The sequence below is a fragment of the Vogesella sp. LIG4 genome (assembly GCF_900090205.1).
GTDB lineage: Bacteria > Pseudomonadota > Gammaproteobacteria > Burkholderiales > Chromobacteriaceae > Vogesella.
Window position 1 is genome coordinate 3,791,202 of sequence record NZ_LT607802.1, and the last position, 16,759, is coordinate 3,807,960.

Consider the following 16,759-nt stretch of genomic DNA (forward strand, 5'->3'; position numbering starts at 1 on the left):
TTACACCAGCTCTACCGCCAGCGCGGTGGCTTCGCCGCCGCCAATGCACAGGCTGGCCACGCCGCGCTTGAGGCCGCGGGCCTGCAGTGCGGCCAGCAGCGTCACCACGATGCGCGCGCCGGAAGCGCCGATCGGGTGGCCCAGCGCGCAGGCGCCGCCGTTCACGTTCACCTTGTCGTGCGGCAGCGCCAGATCGTGCATCGCCGCCATGGTGACCACCGCGAAGGCTTCGTTGATCTCGAACAGGTCCACGTCGGCCACGTTCCAGCCGGCCTTGGCCAGCAGCTTCTGCATCGCGCCCACCGGCGCGGTGGAGAACCATGCCGGTTCGTGCGCATGGGTGGCATGCGCCACGATGCGCGCCAGCGGGCGCAGGCCGCGTGCCTCGGCCTCGCTCTGGCGCATCAGCACCAGCGCGGCAGCACCGTCGGAAATGGAGCTGGCATTGGCCGGGGTAACCGTGCCGTCCTTGCGGAACGCCGGCTTGAGGGTGGGAATCTTGTCCAGGTTGGCTTTCAGCGGCTGCTCGTCGGTATCGATCAGCTCCTCGCCCTTGCGGCCAACTACCGTCACCGGCGCGATCTCGCCCTTGAAGGCGCCGCTGGTGATGGCTGCCTGGGCGCGGGTCAGCGAGGTGATGGCGTATTCATCCTGCGCGCTGCGGCTGAAGCCGTACTTGTCGGCGCAGGCCTCGGCGAACACGCCCATCAGCGTGCCCTTGTCGTAGGCGTCTTCCAGGCCATCCAGGAACATGTGGTCCTTGATCTCGCCATGCCCCAGCCGCAGGCCGCCGCGCGCCTTGGGCATGATGTAGGGGGCATTGCTCATGCTTTCCATGCCGCCGGCCACCATCACGCTGGCGCTGCCGGCCAGCAGCAGGTCGTGCGCCAGCATCAGTGCCTTCATACCGGAGCCGCACATCTTGTTCACTGTGGTGGCACCGGCGGACAACGCCAGCCCGCCCTTGATCGCCGCCTGGCGCGCCGGCGCCTGGCCCTGGCCGGCCGGCAGCACGCAGCCCATGATCACCTCTTCCACCGCTTCCGGCGCCAGGCCGGCGCGTTCCACCGCGGCACGGATCGCCGCCGCGCCCAGCTCGCTGGCGCTCAATGCCGACAAGCTGCCCTGAAAGCCCCCCATGGCGGTACGCGCCATGCCCACGATTACGATTGCATCTTGTTGCATTACAGCCTCCGGCGTGATGTGTACGTTTACGTTAACGTAAAGCAATAGTGAAAAACAAGCCGCCTGCCCGGCGGCTGTCGCGTATCCGCGAAAATTCCTGCTCAGCTCTTGCTGCGCGTGTGCAGCCACTCCTCGCACTGGCCGCGCACCTGGCCGATTTCCTTCAGCACCAGTTGCAAGTCCTGCATCTGCCGCTTCAGCTGCTGCTCGCGGCTGCTGAGCAGGTCGATGAATTTCTTCAGCTGCGGCTCGTCGGTGTTGGCCGCATCGTACAGCTCGAACAGCTCGCGGATTTCCTGCAGCGACAGGCCGATGCGTTTGCCGCGCAGCGTCAGCATCAGCCGTACGCGGTCGCGGCGGGTGTAGATGCGGCGCTGCCCTTCCCGTGCGGGTGACAGCAAGCCCTCAGCCTCGTAAAAACGGATGGCGCGGGTGGTGACATCGAACTCCTGCGCCAGTTCGGAAATGCTGAAGGTGCGGTCAGCAGCTACGTTCACGACAACTCCTGGAAAGGTTCGGCAAAACTTCGGCACGGGGCCGGCGGATACGGAATCACGAAATTGTAATACGTGGCAGCGTTTGCGGCATCCGGCTTATCCCGCATTGCAACAAGGTGCGCCTCGAAAAACGCCTGCTTTCGTTGCGATACTGCGTTGCTCACGAAAAATTCCTCCTTACATATCAACCATATGCCGCGTCGGAATTTTGCGTTCGCGCCTTGTCTCGCTTAGAAAACAGGGTTTTCGCGGCACCCCACAGTGCAACATCTTCCCGCCCATGGTAAATCATGCAGGATTTTTTCATTATAGTTGACGTTTACGTAAACTAGAATTAGTTTTGCCAACCATCCATCAGCGGAGGAAGCAAGATGAGCATGACCACCATCGGCGTTGTCGGCGCCGGCACCATGGGCAACGGCATTGCCCAGGTATTCGCCCAGGCGGGCTACAACGTGATCATGGCCGACGTGGGCCAGCAGGCGCTGGATCGCGGCCTGGCCAGCATCAGCAACAGCCTGAGCCGGCTGGTGAAGAAAGGCCAGTTCAACGACAACGAGGCAGTGGCCACCCTGTCGCGCATCCGCGGCAGCGCCCAGCTGGCCGACCTGGCCGGCTGCCAGCTGGTGGTGGAAGCCGCCACCGAAAACGCCAGCATCAAGGAAAAGATCTTCCGCGACCTGGCCGGCATCGTGGCGCCGGACTGCATCCTGGCCAGCAATACCTCGTCGATCTCGCTCACCACCATCGCCTCCTGGGTAACGCAGCCGGAACGGGTGATCGGCATGCACTTCATGAACCCGGTGCCGGTGATGCAGCTGGTGGAGATCATCCGCGCGCTGCAGACCAGCGACGCCACCCACGCCGCCGTCCACGCGCTCAGCCTGCAGCTTGGCAAGACGCCGGTCACGGTGAAGGACGGCCCCGGCTTCGTCTCCAACCGCGTACTGATGCCGATGATCAACGAGGCCGCCTTCGTGCTGTACGAGAACCTGGCCAGCGCCGAGGACATCGACACCGTGCTGAAGCTGGGCATGAACCACCCTATCGGCCCGCTGGCGCTGGCCGACCTGATCGGCCTGGACACCTGTTTGTCCATCATGGACATCCTGTACCGCGAGTTCCGCGACTCCAAGTACCGCGCCTGCCCGCTGCTGGTGCAGCTGGTGGCCGCCGGCCACCTGGGACGCAAGAGCGGCCAGGGTTTCTACCGCTACTGATGCCGGAATGATTCGCCGGGCGGCGAATCCAACACTACAGATCGATTGATCGTGCGTGCTGCGCACGCCAGCAGGAAGGAGCAACACCATGTCTCAGCTTCCCACCGTCAAGCTGCTGATCGGCGGCGAATTCGTCGAATCGCAGAGCAGCGAATGGCGCGAGGTAATCAACCCCGCCACCCAGCAGGTGCTGGCACGCGTGCCGATGGCCACCGCGGATGAAGTAGCCGCCGCGGTAGCCGCCGCCAGCCGCGCCTTCAAGAGCTGGAAGAAAACCCCGATCGGCGCCCGCGCCCGCATCTTCCTCAAGTACCAGCAGCTGATCCGCCAGCACATGCAGGAGCTGGCCGCCATCCTCACCGCCGAGCAGGGCAAGACCCTGGCCGATGCCGAGGGCGACATCTTCCGCGGCCTGGAAGTGGTGGAGCATGCGGCCAACATCGGCACCCTGCAGATGGGCGAATTCGCCGAGAACGTGGCCGGCGGCGTGGACACCTACACCCTGCAGCAGCCGCTGGGCGTGTGCGCCGGCATCACCCCGTTCAACTTCCCGGCCATGATTCCGCTGTGGATGTTCCCGATGGCCATCGCCACCGGCAACACCTTCGTGCTCAAGCCTTCGGAGCAGGACCCGATGGTGACCATGCGCCTGGTGGAACTGGCGCTGGAAGCCGGCATTCCGCCGGGCGTGCTCAACGTGGTACACGGCGGGCCGGAGGTGGTGAACACCATCTGCGACCACCCGGACATCAAGGCGGTGTCCTTTGTCGGCTCCAGCCGCGTTGGCAGCCACGTCTACCACCGCGCCAGCCAGAACGGCAAACGCGTGCAGTGCATGATGGGCGCCAAGAACCACGCCATCGTGCTGCCGGACGCCAACAAGGACCAGGCGCTGAACCAGCTCACCGGGGCCGCCTTCGGCGCCGCCGGCCAGCGCTGCATGGCGCTCAGCGTTGCCGTGCTGGTGGGCGAGGCGCAGCAGTGGATACCCGAGCTGGTGACACGCGCCAAATCGCTGCGCGTGGGCCCGGGCCAGGACAACCCGGATCTCGGCCCGCTGATCAGCTGCACCGCGCGCGAACGCGTCACCAGCCTGATCGCCAAGGGCGCTGCCGAAGGCGCGCGGCTGGAGCTGGACGGCCGCCACGTGCATGTGGCCGGCTACGAGCAGGGCAACTTCGTCGGCCCCACCATCTTCAGCGGCGTGAAGCCGGGCATGAGCATCTACGAGCAGGAGATCTTCGGCCCGGTACTGTGCCTGGTGGGCGCAGACACCCTGGACGAGGCCATCGACATCATCAATGCCAACCCGCACGGCAACGGCACCGCCATCTTCACGCAAAGCGGCGCCGCGGCACGCAAGTTCCAGGAAGAGATCGACGTGGGCCAGGTGGGCATCAACGTGCCGATTCCGGTGCCGGTGCCGCTGTTCTCCTTCACCGGTTCGCGCGGCAGCAAGCTGGGCGACCTGGGGCCGTACGGCAAGCAGGTGGTGCTGTTCTATACCCAGACCAAGACCGTCACCAGCCGCTGGTTCGACGATGAAGCCAGCAGCGGCAAGGTGCACACCACCATTGCGCTGCGCTAGCCGGCCGACGAAAGGACGCCACATGGATTTCGCCCTTACCGACGACCAGAGCGCGTTTCGCGACAGCGCGCGCGAGTTCGCCCAGCACGAGCTGGCACCGCATGCCGCGCACTGGGACGAAGCGGAAATCTTTCCGCTGGACACCCTGCACCGCGCCGGCGAGATGGGCTTTTGCGGCCTGTACTCGCCGGAGCAGTACGGCGGGCTGGGCCTCTCCCGGCTGGATGCCGCCATCGTGTTCGAGGAGCTGGCCGCCGGCTGCACCTCCACCACCGCCTACCTCACCATCCACAATATGGTGAGCTGGATGGTGGGCAGCTTCGCCCGCCCGGAAGTGGCCGCCGAATGGGCGCCGCGGCTGGCCAGCGGCGAGCTGCTGGGCAGCTACTGCCTTACCGAGCCCGGCGCCGGCTCCGACGCCGCCTCGCTGCGCACCCGCGCCGAGCGCCAGGGCGACAGCTATGTGCTGAACGGCAGCAAGGCCTTCATCTCCGGCGCCGGCAGTACCGATGTGCTGGTGGTGATGGCGCGCACTGGCGGGCCGGGGCCCAAGGGCATCTCCGCCCTGCTGGTGCCGGCCGATACCCCGGGCATCCGCTACGGCAAGAAGGAAAAAAAGATGGGCTGGAACAGCCAGCCCACCCGCATCATCACCTTCGACAACGTGACCGTGCCTGCGGCCAACCTGCTGGGCGAGGAAGGCCAGGGTTTTGCGCTGGCAATGAAGGGGCTGGATGGCGGCCGCATCAATATCGCCACCTGCTCGGTGGGCACCGCGCAGGCCGCGCTGGAGGCCGCCACCCGCCATGTGCAGGAGCGCCAGCAGTTCGGCCAGCCGCTGGCCGAGTTCCAGAGCGTGCAGTTCCGCCTGGCCGACATGGCCACCGAGCTGATCGCCGCGCGCCAGCTGGTAAGGTTGGCCGCATGGAAGCTGGACAACGCCAGCCCGGATGCCAGCAGCTACTGCGCCATGGCCAAGCGTTTTGCCACCGATACCGGTTTCAAGGTGGCCAACGAAGCGCTGCAGCTGTTCGGCGGCTACGGCTACATCAAGGAATACCCGCTGGAGCGCTACCTGCGCGACAACCGCGTGCACCAGATCCTGGAAGGCACCAACGAAATCATGCGCGTGATCATCGCCCGCCGCCTGCTGCAGGAAGGCGCGCTGGACACGCTGCGCTGACCCGAACACAGGAACCCACATGAGCTACACCAATCTGCAGGTCGAAAAAATCGGCCACACCGCCCTCGTCACCCTTGCCAACCCGCCGGCCAACACCTGGACCTACGACAGCCTGCAGGCGCTGAAGCGCCTGGTGGCCGACCTGAACGCCGACCGCGACATCTACGCGCTGGTGATTACCGGCGATGGCGAGAAGTTCTTCTCCGCCGGCGCCGACCTCAAGCTGTTCGCCGATGGCGACAAGGGCGTGGCTGCCAGCATGACCATCCTGTTCGGCGAAGCCTTCGAGACACTGTCGGCGTTTCGCGGCGTGAGCATCGCCGCCATCAACGGCTATGCCATGGGCGGCGGGCTGGAATGCGCGCTGGCCTGCGACATCCGCATCGCCGAGGAACAGGCACAGATGGCACTGCCGGAAGCCGCCGTCGGCCTGCTGCCCTGCGCCGGCGGCACGCAGCACCTGCCGTGGCTGGTAGGCGAAGGCTGGGCCAAACGCATGATCCTGTGCGGTGAGCGAGTGGATGCCGCCACCGCGCTGCGCATCGGCCTGGTGGAAGAAGTGGTGCCGCGCGGCGCCGCCCGCGACGCCGCGCTGGCGCTGGCGGAAAAAGTTGGCCGCCAGTCGCCCTGCTCCGTCACCGCCTGCAAGACCCTGGTACAGGCGGCGCGCCACGCACCGCCTGCGACCAACCTGATTCACGAGCGCGAGCTGTTCATCAAGCTGTTCGACACCCAGGACCAGCGCGAAGGCGTGCAGGCGTTTCTGGAGAAGCGCACGCCGACCTGGAAAAACGCCTGAGAACCCGCTTGCGATCTGCTGCGCTTTGGCGATACGGCGTTGAATTCGATTCAGGGATGCGCATTGACCGCATGCCAACTCCGCGCCCCTCAGTTTTCGCCTTGTCTCGCCCTGACTCGCCAGATCGCAAACAGGTTCTACCCACGACTTCCGCACAAGAACAAAGGGAACACCATGAACGACGCGGTACTGTTTGACGAAATCGCCACCGCCGGCGGCCAGCGCATCGGCGTGGCGCTGCTCAATGCCGAGAAATCGCTGAACGCGCTCAACCTGGAGATGATCCGCCTGCTGGATGCGCGGCTGTCGATCTGGGACCGCGACGACGGCATCGTGGCGGTACTGCTGCGCGGCAGCGGCGACAAGGCGTTCTGCGCCGGCGGCGACGTGCGCGCCATGCGCGAGGCGATACTGGCCGACGACAGCTACCCCAACCCGCTGGCCACCGAATTCTTCAGCCGCGAATACACGCTGGACCACCGCATCCACACCTACCGCAAGCCGCTGCTGGTCTGGGGCCACGGCATCGTGATGGGCGGCGGCCTGGGGCTGATGGCCGGCGCCAGCCACCGCGTGGCCACCGCCAGCACCCGCATCGCCATGCCGGAAATAACCATCGGCCTGTACCCGGACGTGGGCGGCAGCTGGTTCCTGCAACGCATGCCGGCACGCTGCGGCCTGTTCCTCGGCCTGACCGGCACACCGCTGAACGCCCGCGACGCGCTGCTGACCAACCTGGCCGACCACATCCTGCCGCAAGCCGGCTGGCCGCTGCTGCTGGATCTGCTGCGGCAGAGCGCCTGGCAGCCGGAGCCTGCGGCCAACCATGAGCTGCTCACCGCGCTGCTGGGCGAGCTGGAAGCCGGCAACGGCGACGCGGTGCCGGAAGGCAATCTGGCGCGCAACCTGCCGGCCATCCATGCACTGCTGAACAAGGGCTCGCTGGCCGCCTTCGACCACGCGCTGCGCCACGGCAGCTTCAACGACCCGTGGCTGGCGGCGGCCACCGACACCTACCGCGCCGGCTGCCCGGCCAGCGCCGCGGTGTGCTGGGAGATCTTCCACCGCGCGCGCCACCTGTCGCTGGCCGATGTGTTCCGCATGGAGTTGGCGCTGTCGGTGAACTTCTGTGCCGCACCGGATTTCCGCGAAGGCGTGCGCGCGCTGCTGGTGGACAAGGACAGACAGCCACGCTGGTCGCGCCCCGCGCTGGCCGATGTGGATAGCAGCTATGTAGCGCAACATTTCGCTTCACCTTGGCGGCCACAAGACCATCCATTGGCTACCCTTTAAACAGGATTCCTCACTGCAAGGAGCCGCATCATGCAACACATCGCATTCATTGGCCTGGGCAATATGGGCGGCCCGATGGCCATCAACCTGGTGAAGGCCGGCTACGCCGTGCGCGGCTTTGACCTGTCGCCGGAGGCACTGGCGCACTTCGCCACCCACGGCGGCAACGCGGTGCGCTCGATAGCCGAAGCCGTGAACGGCGCCGATACCATCATCTCCATGCTGCCGGCCGGCAAACACGTGGCCGGCCTGTACCTGGGTGAAGAAGGCCTGTTCGCCAGCCTGCCGCAGGGCACCCTGGTGATCGACTGCAGCACCATAGACGCGCAGACCGCGCGCGAGGTTGGCCGCGTGGCCGAACACAGCGGGCTGTGCTTCATCGACGCCCCGGTATCCGGCGGCACCGCCGGCGCTGCCGCCGGCACCCTCACCTTCATGGTGGGCGGCGATGCGGCCAACGTGGATGCCGCGCAGCCGCTGCTGTCGGCCATGGGAAAACGCCTCTTCCACGCCGGCGACATCGGCGCCGGGCAGATCGCCAAGGCCTGCAACAACATGCTGCTGGGCATCCTGATGGCCGGCACCGCCGAAGCACTGGCCATGGGCGTTAAAAACGGGCTGGACCCGGCGGTACTGTCGGAGATCATGGTCAGCAGCTCCGGCCGCAACTGGGCGCTGGAGTTGTACAACCCGTGGCCGGGTGTGATGGACAACGTACCGGCCAGCCATGGCTACCAGGGCGGCTTCATGTCCGAGCTGATGCTGAAAGACCTGGGCCTGGCCGAAGAAATGGCACTGCACAGCCATGCGGCCAACCCGCTGGGCGCACTGGCACGCAGCCTGTACGAACAGCACGTGGCCGCCGGCAACGGCAAGCTGGATTTCTCCAGCATCGTGCAGCAGTTCCGCCGCTGAGCAGGCGCAGGGCGGAAGCCCGGCTATGCCGGGCGTTCCGCCACCGCCAGTCGAATCAGTACTGGCGCACAAGGCGGATCGCCCCTGCGGGGCATCCGCCCTGCTTGTCAGCTGCCCATGCAGCTTGCGGTTGAGCAAAGCCTACCCCTCCGGAGCCATCGCCATGTTTACCTACGTCTGCCTGGGCACCAACGATCTTGCGCGGGCTTGCCGGTTTTACGATGCGGCAATGGGTGCGCTCGGCCTGTCGCGCTGCGATATCTCGCAGGAAGCTGACTGGGAAGGTTGGGCCGGCTGGGGCACTTATGAACATGGCGGCCAGCAGGAAGTGGCGCTGTGGGTATGCAAACCATTCGATGGCGCACCGGCCTCACCCGGCAATGGCAGCATGGTGGCTCTGCGGGCCAGCAGCTGGCGGCAGGTGCAGCAGTTCCACGCCGCGGCCCTGGCCCATGGCGGCACGTCAGAAGGCGAGCCGGGTCTGCGCCCGCAGTACGATGCCGATTTCTATGCCGCCTATGTCCGCGACCCCGATGGCAACAAGCTGGCAGCCGTTTGCCGGGGCTTCACTGCGCCGCAGGCGTAGTCATTGAGCCGGGCACCAGCCAGGCTGATGCGGCCAACCTTTGCCTCAGCGGACAGCACATCAGCAGCACCCGCAGGCAAATAAACACCCGCACAAGCGCCATTTTCTGCCCCGCTCACGCCACAACCCGCCCGCCACGGTACTGTGTTATCGAAATTAGCAACAAAAGCACCACAATGCCTGCATTTTCAACAGCAAGGCCCAGGTAATCGGAGTACACTAGCGGCTCGCGTTCTTCCCAATCAGCGCGATCTCTTCTTGGCCCTTGGCTTCCTGCCCGGCCCACCTTCGACAAACAGAACTCTTGCCCTCCCGGATTGGTATTGCGTTGCGCAATGGGTAGGCAGCTGCTTGCAAACTAATAAATGTCAGAATCGAATTTTGCCGCACTGGGCCTTGCCGAGCCCATCCTGCGAGCCGTAGCCGATACCGGCTACACCCAGCCTACCCCTATCCAGGCGCAGGCCATTCCGCAAGTACTGCAAGGTGGCGACCTGTTGGCCGCAGCCCAGACCGGTACCGGTAAAACCGCCGGCTTTACCCTGCCGCTGCTGCACCGCCTGATGGATGCCCCCAGCAAACAGAAAGGCCGCCCGCGCGCGCTGGTGCTGACCCCTACCCGCGAACTGGCGGCCCAGGTGGAAGAATCGGTACGCGAGTACGGCAAATACCTGTCGCTCAAATCCATGGTGATGTTCGGCGGTGTCGGCATCAACCCGCAGATCAACGCGCTGAAAAAGCCGGTGGACATCCTGGTGGCCACCCCGGGCCGCCTGCTGGATCACGCCGGCCAACGCACCGTTGACCTGTCCGGCGTGGAGATCCTGGTACTGGACGAAGCCGACCGCATGCTGGACATGGGCTTCATCCACGACATCAAGAAAGTGCTGGCGCTGCTGCCGGCACAGCGCCAGAACCTGCTGTTCTCCGCCACCTTCTCCGATGACATCAAGAAGCTGGCCGACAAGCTGCTGAACCAGCCCAAGCTGGTGGAAGTGGCGCGCCCGAACACCACCAACGAGCAGATCGCGCAGAAGGTTCACCTAGTGGACCGCGACCGCAAGACCGATCTCTTGATCGAAATGATCAAGTCCGGCGACTGGCACCAGGTACTGGTATTCACCCGCACCAAGCACGGCGCCAACCGCCTGGCGGAAAAACTGGAAAAGGCCGGCATCGCCAGCATGGCGATTCACGGCAACAAGAGCCAGGGTGCGCGCACCAAGGCGCTGGCCGGCTTCAAGGACGGCAGCCTGCCGGTACTGGTTGCCACCGATATCGCCGCCCGCGGCCTGGATATCGAAGAGCTGCCGCACGTGGTGAACTACGAGCTGCCCAACGTGCCGGAAGATTACGTGCACCGCATCGGCCGTACCGGCCGTGCCGGCTGCACCGGCGAGGCGATCTCGCTGGTCTGCGTGGACGAGCTGGGCTTCCTGCGCGACATCGAGAAGCTGACCAAGAAACCGGTTGAGCGCTTCAGCCTGCCGGGCTTCGAAGCCGACATGGACGCGGAACCGCAAGCCATCGAAATCGGCCTCGGCCGCTACATCCACGGCGCACTGGTACCGACCACCGCACCGAAAGGCGCCAAGGGCGACAGCCGTGGCCGCGGCGGCCAGCGCCGCCAGGGCCAGGGTCAAGGCCAGAACCGTGCCAAACCGGCCGATGGCGGCGACAAACCGCGCCAGCAGCAGGCCAAGCCCGCAGCCAAGCAGAACGATGCCGGCAAGCCGCGCAGCGACAAGCCCCGCTCCGACCGCCAGCAGCCGCAGGCGCAGCAAGGCCAGAAGCGCCAGCAACAGCAAGCGCAGCCGCAGCAACGCAAGCCGCAGGAAAAGCGCAACAAGCCGCTGCCGGGCATGAACGAGCCGAACGGCAATGTGTTCTACGACGATGGCCCGCGCCAGCCGTCGCTGACCATGCACGAGCTGAGCCAGGGCCTGATCCCGGGCAAACAGCCGCGCCAGGGCAATGGGCCGCGCCAGCAGCAGGGCTACAGCCAGGGTGGCAGCAATGGCGGCAACAACAGCAACCGTCGCGGTGGCAGCGGCAAGCCGCGCCAGCAGCAGTCGGCGCTGTTCAGCCCGCCGCCCAAGCGTGGCGAGCGCTAAGCCGCTGCGAGCGATCTGCTGCGCGTCGGCGATACGGCGTTGAAAACAGATCCACAAAACAAAAGCCACCGCATGCGGTGGCTTTTTTGTTGCCTGCGCCGGACGTTCAGGCCGCAGCAGGCCGTTCGCGCAGCTCGTAGCCACGCGCCTGCAATGCCTGCCGCCATTCCGCCAGTGCAATCGCCACCAGCGCCGGCTGGCCGCTGAAGCCGAATTCGATGTGCATCTCCGGAATCGCCTCGCTGCCGAAGCTCGGCAGGCAGGAAAAACGCAGCGCCGGGTAGCGGTCGACAAACTCCTGCATCAGGCTGATCAGGTCGCCCTCCTTCGCCCGCAACGCGATGCAGCCCTGCTCCACGTCCGGACTGTCGCTGTGCAGCTGGCGGTAGTGCGTGTCCAGCACCCATTCCACCATCGGCCAGGCCATGCTGGGAAAGCCCGGCACGAAGTGCACATTGCCGCAGCTGAAGCCGGGAATCTGGTTCACCGGGTTGGGGATGATGCTGGCCGATGCCGGAAAGGCACCCATATTGATGCGGTGCGGATAGGCTTCCGCGCCGAAGCGGCCTTCGATCAGTTCACGTGCCTGCGGGTGCACGGTCAGCAATTCGCCCAGCGCCCGTGCGGCACAGCCACGGGTATGGTCGTCCGGCGTGGCGCCGATGCCGCCAAAGCTGAACACCAATTCGCCACTGGCAAAGGCACGGCGCAGCGCGGCTTCGATGCGCTGCGGGTCATCCCCCAGGTATTCCGCCCAGGCGAGCTTCATGCCACGCGCCGCCAGGATGCGGATCACTGCCTGCAAGTGCTTGTCCTGGCGTTTGCCGGACAGCAGCTCGTCCCCGATGATCAGCACGCCCACCTTCATATGCCTTACCTCGCGATAAATGACCGGACTGTATAGTACGCCAGCCCCAGCAGTTCGCGCAGTGCCTGATGCGTCTCCTGCATCGCCCTGCCCTGCGGAATCCACAACAGCAGACCGCTGCCATCGTAGCGGGTAAAGCCGGTAGGCGCCGCCACCACCTGCAGACCCTGCGCGGTGAAGAACGGCACCGCCCGCCGCATGTGCCAGGCCTGCGTCACCAGCGTGATGCGGCCAACCCCTGCCGGCTTGAGCAGCGAGGCGCTGAGGCGCGCATTGTCCAGCGTGGTATCGGAGCCCGACTCCACCCAGCGCGGCTGCAGGCCGTAATCTTCGCGCAGCGTGCGCGCCATCACCTGTGCCTCCGGTTCGCCACCCAGCGGCGCCCCGCCGGTCAGCAGCAGCGGCAGCCCGGTACGCCGAGCCAGCCACGCGGCGTAGCGCAACCGGCCGGCGGTATCGGCGCTCAGCACGTTGGCCGCATACTCCGGCGCCGGCCGCTTGCCACCGGACAGCACCACGATGGCCTGGGTATCGGCCACCTGCGCCAGCGCTGCCGGCGGGTAGCGCTCCAGCCAGCCATTGAGGGTGATGGCCGTAATCGGCAAGGACAGCAGCCAGGCCAGCAGCAGGCTGCCGGCAAGCAACAGCCGGCCACATGCCGGCCAGCGGCGGCGGCAGGCCAGTGCCAGCAGCAGCGGCAACAGGTAGCTGAATGGCGGCAACAGCAAGGCACCCAGCAGCTGGTGCCAGAACACGGTGAGACTGATCGCGCTGGTCATGATGATGGCAATAAACAGGTTGGCCGCATGGTAACGGCAAGCAGGACAAGCCACAAACAAAAACGCCTCCGGCAAGCCGGAGGCGTTTGATTGGGCAAGTGCGGTTTATTCGCCGAGGTAGGCGTTACGCACGCGCTCGTCGGCCAGCAGCTCGTGCGCCGGGCCGCTCATGGAGATGCGACCGCTCTCCATTACGTAGCCGCGCTGCGACACTTCCAGTGCCAGCTTGGCGTTCTGCTCCACCAGCAGCATGGTCACGCCTTCCTTGGCCACCATCTGGATGATCTCGAAGATCTTTTCCACGATCAGCGGCGCCAGGCCCATGGACGGCTCGTCCAGCAGCAGCAGCTTGGGCTGGGAAACGATGGCACGTGCCATCGCCACCATCTGCTGCTCGCCGCCGGACAGGGTGCCGGCCAGCTGCTTCTGACGCTCCTTCAGACGCGGGAACAGCTCGTAGCCACGCTCGATGTCGCTCTGGATGCCAGCCTTGTCGTTGCGGTGGAAGCCGCCCATTTGCAGGTTTTCTTCCACGGTCAGCTTGCCGAAGATGCCGCGACCTTCCGGCACCATCACCAGGCCGTTGCGCACAAAGTTGTGCGGCGCAATGGCGGAGGTGTCCTTGCCGTCGAAGTTGATGCTGCCGCCGGACTTCTTCACCATGCCCACCAGGGTTTTCAGCGTGGTGGTCTTGCCGGCGCCGTTGGCACCGATCAGGGTCACCAGCTCGCCCTTGTTGATGTGAAAATCGATGCCGCGCACGGCCTGGATGCCGCCGTAGGCGACTTGCAGGTTTTTGACTTCCAAGAGACTCATGAGTGTGCCGCTCCCAGGTATGCTTCGATAACTTTAGGATCCTTGCGCACCGCCTCCGGCACGCCTTCCGCGATCTTCTTGCCGTAATCCAGCACGGCGATGCGGTCACACAGGCCCATCATGAGTTTCACGTCGTGTTCGATCAGCAGCACGGTCACGCCGTCGTTGCGGATCTTTTCCATCAGTGCTTTCAGACCTTCGGTCTCGCTCGGGTTCATGCCGGCGGCCGGTTCGTCCAGCGCCAGCAGCTTCGGCTCGGTAGCCAGTGCGCGGGCGATTTCCAGGCGACGCTGGTGGCCGTAGGACAGGTTGCGGGCACGCTCGTACGCCACATCCTCGATACCCACGTAGCGCAGCAGCTCCCAGGCCTTGGCCTCGATGGCGGCTTCTTCCTGACGCACGGACTTGGTGCGCAGCACCGCGCCCAGGGCGTTGGCCTTGGAGCGGATGTGACGGCCCACCATCACGTTTTCCAGCGCCGTCATTTCATGGAACAGACGGATGTTCTGGAAGGTACGGGCGATACCGCCGGCCACCACGATGTGCGGAGGGGCACGGAACAGGTCCTGGCCGGCGAAGGTAAAGGTACCTTCGTCCGGGGTGTACAGGCCGGTCAGCACGTTGAACAGGGTGGTCTTGCCGGCGCCGTTCGGGCCGATCAGACCGTAGATTTCGCCCTTGTTGATGTGCAGGGCAACATTGTTGAGGGCATGCAGACCGCCAAAGCGTTTGTGGATGCCTTCGATTTTCAGCAGAACTTCAGCCATGGCTTAACCTTTCTTGGCATCGTCGAACTCGGCCTGGCGTCGCTTGGACGGCCACATGCCTTCTGGGCGGGTCAGCATCATGACAACCATGGCCAGACCGAACAGCAGCATACGAGCATTTTCAGGATCGACGATCATCTTGCCGAAGGTGTGCATCTGCAGCGGGCCGATCACGTCACGCAGGATTTCCGGCGCAATGGTCAGCACCACGGCACCCAGGATCACGCCCGGGATGTGGCCCATACCGCCCAGCACCACCATGGCCAGGATCATGATCGATTCCAGCAGGCTGAAGGATTCCGGCGAGATGAAGCCCTGGAACGCCGCGAACAGGCCACCGGCCACACCACCGGACAGCGCGCCCAGTGCGAAAGCCAGCAGTTTGATGTTGCGGATGTTCAGGCCCATGGCGGAAGCCGCAATGTAGTCTTCACGCATCGCCACCCAGGCACGACCGATACGGGAGTGCTGCAGGCGGGAAACCATGATCACTACCAGTACGGTCAGTGCCAGGAACATGTAGTAGTACAGGTGTACCGGGTTCAGCGAGAGGGAACCGATGATGGTTTCCTTGCCCAGCGAGAAGCCGGCGAACTGGATCGGGTCTACCAGGTTGATACCCTGCGGGCCGTTGGTGATGTTGATCGGTGCGTTCAGGTTGTTCATGAAGATACGCACGATCTCACCGAAACCCAGGGTCACGATGGCCAGGTAGTCACCCTTCAGCTTCAGTACCGGAGTACCCAGCAGGATGCCGAAGAAGGCGGCACAACCTGCGCCCAGCGGGATGGTGATGTAGAACGGCAGGTGGATGCCGAAGTGCGGCGAACCCAGCAGCGCGAAGGTGTAGGCACCCACGGCGTAGAAGGCGATGAAGCCCAGGTCCAGCAGGCCGGCAAAGCCCACCACGATGTTCAGACCCAGCGCCAGCATTACGTACAGCAGCGCAAAGTCGATGGTACGCACCCAGGCGTTGCCCAGCGTGCCGCTGACCACGAAGGGCAGCACCGCCAGCACGATGGCCGAAGCCAGGAAGGTGCCGAGTTTCTTGTTGCTTGTCATTTAGATGTGCTCCTACCTGGACTTATGCGCGATCGGCAATCTTTTCGCCCAGCAGACCGGACGGACGGAAGATCAGCACGACGATCAGCACGGCAAAGGCGAAGATGTCCTGGTAGTTGGAACCCAGGAAACCGCCAGTCAGGTCGCCGATGTAGCCGGCGCCCAGGCTTTCGATGATGCCCAGCAGGATACCGCCGGCTACGGCGCCACCCAGGTTGCCGATGCCGCCCAGTACTGCAGCGGTAAAGGCCTTCAGGCCGATCATGAAGCCCATGTAGTAGTGGGCCTGGTCATAGTTGGTTGCAACCATCACGCCGGCGATGGCGCCGAGGCCGGAGCCCATCACGAAGGTAGCGGACACGATGGTGTTGACGTTCACGCCCATCAGACCGGCCACGCCCGGGTTCTGGCTGGTGGCGCGCATGGCGCGGCCCAGTTTGGTCTTCTCGACCACCAGCAAGAGACCAGCCATCAGCACCAGGCACAGGATCACGATCAGCACTTGCAGCTGGGTGATGGTGGCGCCAAAGATATCGATGGTGTCGTGGTTGAGGATCGGCGGGAACGGAATGTAGTTACGGCCCCAGATCATGATGGCAGCCTGCTGCAGCACGATGGACAGGCCAATCGCGGTAATCAGCGGCGCCAGCTTGGGCGCATTGCGCAGCGGGCGGTAAGCCACGCGCTCGATGGTGAAGCCCAGCAGCATACATGCCGGAATCGCCACCATCAGGGCGATCAATACCATTGCGCCACCCGGAAGGTGCACGCCGGCATTGGTCATGGCGGAAATGACGGTAATGGTGACCATGGCGCCAAACATCACCACTTCGCCGTGCGCGAAGTTGATGAGGCCCATAATCCCGTACACCATCGTATAGCCGAGTGCGATCAGGGCATAAATACTGCCCAGCACCAGGCCATTGAGGATCTGTTGCACAAAAATGTCCACGGTGGGATCTCCTTTGGATGAACTTCCCGACGGCTTTTTTGACGGGATGACTCCCGCTGCCGCCTTACCAGCCGTGTAGCGCCGACTGTCAACCAGCCCTACAAGCCGAGCGGATTATGGAGTCGTATCCAATCG

17 protein-coding genes are annotated in these 16,759 nt (G+C 64.8%); 8 read left to right on the forward strand and 9 right to left on the reverse strand.

Annotated features, from left to right (window positions below):
- From PSELUDRAFT_RS17560 to PSELUDRAFT_RS19535, 3 genes are all read right to left on the reverse strand, one after another.
- On the reverse strand, positions 1-1,185 hold the full coding sequence (locus tag PSELUDRAFT_RS17560) for an acetyl-CoA C-acyltransferase (protein WP_088968057.1): 1,185 nt from the start codon (positions 1,183-1,185) through the stop codon (positions 1-3).
- Between the two features lie 101 nt (positions 1,186-1,286).
- Positions 1,287-1,682, reverse strand: a complete 396-nt coding sequence (locus PSELUDRAFT_RS17565; protein ID WP_088968058.1) for a MerR family DNA-binding transcriptional regulator — start codon at positions 1,680-1,682, stop codon at positions 1,287-1,289.
- The gene (locus tag PSELUDRAFT_RS19535) at positions 1,679-1,846 is read right to left on the reverse strand and encodes a hypothetical protein (protein ID WP_157725170.1); all 168 of its coding nucleotides are present in this window, start codon (positions 1,844-1,846) and stop codon (positions 1,679-1,681) included. Before PSELUDRAFT_RS19535 ends, PSELUDRAFT_RS17565 begins: the two co-directional genes overlap by 4 nt.
- A 207-nt stretch (positions 1,847-2,053) precedes the next feature.
- Here PSELUDRAFT_RS19535 and PSELUDRAFT_RS17570 point away from each other — a divergent pair, with 207 nt between their 5' ends.
- From PSELUDRAFT_RS17570 to PSELUDRAFT_RS17605, 8 genes are all read left to right on the forward strand, one after another.
- Positions 2,054-2,902, forward strand: a complete 849-nt coding sequence (locus PSELUDRAFT_RS17570) for a 3-hydroxybutyryl-CoA dehydrogenase (protein ID WP_088968059.1) — start codon at positions 2,054-2,056, stop codon at positions 2,900-2,902.
- Positions 2,903-2,990: 88 nt separating this feature from the next.
- Positions 2,991-4,490: a CoA-acylating methylmalonate-semialdehyde dehydrogenase gene (locus PSELUDRAFT_RS17575; protein WP_088968060.1), complete on the forward strand. Its 1,500-nt coding sequence runs from the start codon at positions 2,991-2,993 to the stop codon at positions 4,488-4,490.
- 22 nt (positions 4,491-4,512) lie between these two features.
- Complete coding sequence (locus PSELUDRAFT_RS17580) at positions 4,513-5,673, forward strand: acyl-CoA dehydrogenase family protein (RefSeq protein WP_088968061.1); 1,161 nt, start codon at positions 4,513-4,515, stop codon at positions 5,671-5,673.
- Positions 5,674-5,692: 19 nt separating this feature from the next.
- On the forward strand, positions 5,693-6,472 hold the full coding sequence (locus tag PSELUDRAFT_RS17585) for an enoyl-CoA hydratase (protein WP_088968062.1): 780 nt from the start codon (positions 5,693-5,695) through the stop codon (positions 6,470-6,472).
- Positions 6,473-6,646: 174 nt separating this feature from the next.
- Entirely contained in the window at positions 6,647-7,765 is a 1,119-nt protein-coding gene (locus PSELUDRAFT_RS17590) for an enoyl-CoA hydratase/isomerase family protein (protein ID WP_088968063.1), read from the forward strand.
- Positions 7,766-7,795: 30 nt separating this feature from the next.
- The gene (mmsB, locus tag PSELUDRAFT_RS17595; RefSeq protein ID WP_088968064.1) at positions 7,796-8,680 is read left to right on the forward strand and encodes a 3-hydroxyisobutyrate dehydrogenase; all 885 of its coding nucleotides are present in this window, start codon (positions 7,796-7,798) and stop codon (positions 8,678-8,680) included.
- 163 nt (positions 8,681-8,843) lie between these two features.
- Entirely contained in the window at positions 8,844-9,266 is a 423-nt protein-coding gene (locus PSELUDRAFT_RS17600) for a VOC family protein (RefSeq protein ID WP_088968065.1), read from the forward strand.
- Between the two features lie 365 nt (positions 9,267-9,631).
- The gene (locus tag PSELUDRAFT_RS17605; protein WP_088968066.1) at positions 9,632-11,380 is read left to right on the forward strand and encodes a DEAD/DEAH box helicase; all 1,749 of its coding nucleotides are present in this window, start codon (positions 9,632-9,634) and stop codon (positions 11,378-11,380) included.
- 106 nt (positions 11,381-11,486) lie between these two features.
- Here the strand turns inward: PSELUDRAFT_RS17605 and PSELUDRAFT_RS17610 are convergent, their stop codons facing one another.
- From PSELUDRAFT_RS17610 to PSELUDRAFT_RS17635, 6 genes are all read right to left on the reverse strand, one after another.
- A complete protein-coding gene (locus PSELUDRAFT_RS17610; protein WP_088968067.1) occupies positions 11,487-12,248 on the reverse strand; it encodes a molybdopterin-binding protein in 762 nt (253 codons plus the stop codon).
- A 5-nt stretch (positions 12,249-12,253) separates the two neighbouring features.
- Complete coding sequence (locus tag PSELUDRAFT_RS17615; protein ID WP_088968068.1) at positions 12,254-13,027, reverse strand: YdcF family protein; 774 nt, start codon at positions 13,025-13,027, stop codon at positions 12,254-12,256.
- 105 nt (positions 13,028-13,132) lie between these two features.
- The gene (locus PSELUDRAFT_RS17620; RefSeq protein ID WP_088968069.1) at positions 13,133-13,843 is read right to left on the reverse strand and encodes an ABC transporter ATP-binding protein; all 711 of its coding nucleotides are present in this window, start codon (positions 13,841-13,843) and stop codon (positions 13,133-13,135) included.
- Positions 13,840-14,610 (reverse strand): ABC transporter ATP-binding protein, encoded by a 771-nt coding sequence (locus PSELUDRAFT_RS17625; RefSeq protein WP_088968070.1) that lies wholly within the window; start codon positions 14,608-14,610, stop codon positions 13,840-13,842. Before PSELUDRAFT_RS17625 ends, PSELUDRAFT_RS17620 begins: the two co-directional genes overlap by 4 nt.
- Positions 14,611-14,613: 3 nt before the next feature.
- Entirely contained in the window at positions 14,614-15,672 is a 1,059-nt protein-coding gene (locus tag PSELUDRAFT_RS17630) for an ABC transporter ATP-binding protein (protein ID WP_088968071.1), read from the reverse strand.
- Positions 15,673-15,694: 22 nt separating this feature from the next.
- Positions 15,695-16,624 carry a branched-chain amino acid ABC transporter permease gene (locus PSELUDRAFT_RS17635; protein ID WP_088968072.1) on the reverse strand — a complete coding sequence of 310 codons (930 nt, stop codon included), beginning with the start codon at positions 16,622-16,624 and terminating at the stop codon, positions 15,695-15,697.
- Positions 16,625-16,759: the final 135 nt, after the last annotated feature.

Coding starts and splice junctions, on each gene's coding strand:
- PSELUDRAFT_RS17560 (WP_088968057.1), bottom strand. CDS start 1,185: ATGCAACAAGATGCAATCGTAATCGTGGGCATGGCGCGTACCGCCATG.
- PSELUDRAFT_RS17570 (WP_088968059.1), top strand. CDS start 2,054: ATGAGCATGACCACCATCGGCGTTGTCGGCGCCGGCACCATGGGCAAC.
- PSELUDRAFT_RS17575 (WP_088968060.1), top strand. CDS start 2,991: ATGTCTCAGCTTCCCACCGTCAAGCTGCTGATCGGCGGCGAATTCGTC.
- PSELUDRAFT_RS17580 (WP_088968061.1), top strand. CDS start 4,513: ATGGATTTCGCCCTTACCGACGACCAGAGCGCGTTTCGCGACAGCGCG.
- PSELUDRAFT_RS17585 (WP_088968062.1), top strand. CDS start 5,693: ATGAGCTACACCAATCTGCAGGTCGAAAAAATCGGCCACACCGCCCTC.
- PSELUDRAFT_RS17590 (WP_088968063.1), top strand. CDS start 6,647: ATGAACGACGCGGTACTGTTTGACGAAATCGCCACCGCCGGCGGCCAG.
- mmsB (WP_088968064.1), top strand. CDS start 7,796: ATGCAACACATCGCATTCATTGGCCTGGGCAATATGGGCGGCCCGATG.
- PSELUDRAFT_RS17600 (WP_088968065.1), top strand. CDS start 8,844: ATGTTTACCTACGTCTGCCTGGGCACCAACGATCTTGCGCGGGCTTGC.
- PSELUDRAFT_RS17605 (WP_088968066.1), top strand. CDS start 9,632: ATGTCAGAATCGAATTTTGCCGCACTGGGCCTTGCCGAGCCCATCCTG.
- PSELUDRAFT_RS17610 (WP_088968067.1), bottom strand. CDS start 12,248: ATGAAGGTGGGCGTGCTGATCATCGGGGACGAGCTGCTGTCCGGCAAA.
- PSELUDRAFT_RS17615 (WP_088968068.1), bottom strand. CDS start 13,027: ATGACCAGCGCGATCAGTCTCACCGTGTTCTGGCACCAGCTGCTGGGT.
- PSELUDRAFT_RS17620 (WP_088968069.1), bottom strand. CDS start 13,843: ATGAGTCTCTTGGAAGTCAAAAACCTGCAAGTCGCCTACGGCGGCATC.
- PSELUDRAFT_RS17625 (WP_088968070.1), bottom strand. CDS start 14,610: ATGGCTGAAGTTCTGCTGAAAATCGAAGGCATCCACAAACGCTTTGGC.
- PSELUDRAFT_RS17630 (WP_088968071.1), bottom strand. CDS start 15,672: ATGACAAGCAACAAGAAACTCGGCACCTTCCTGGCTTCGGCCATCGTG.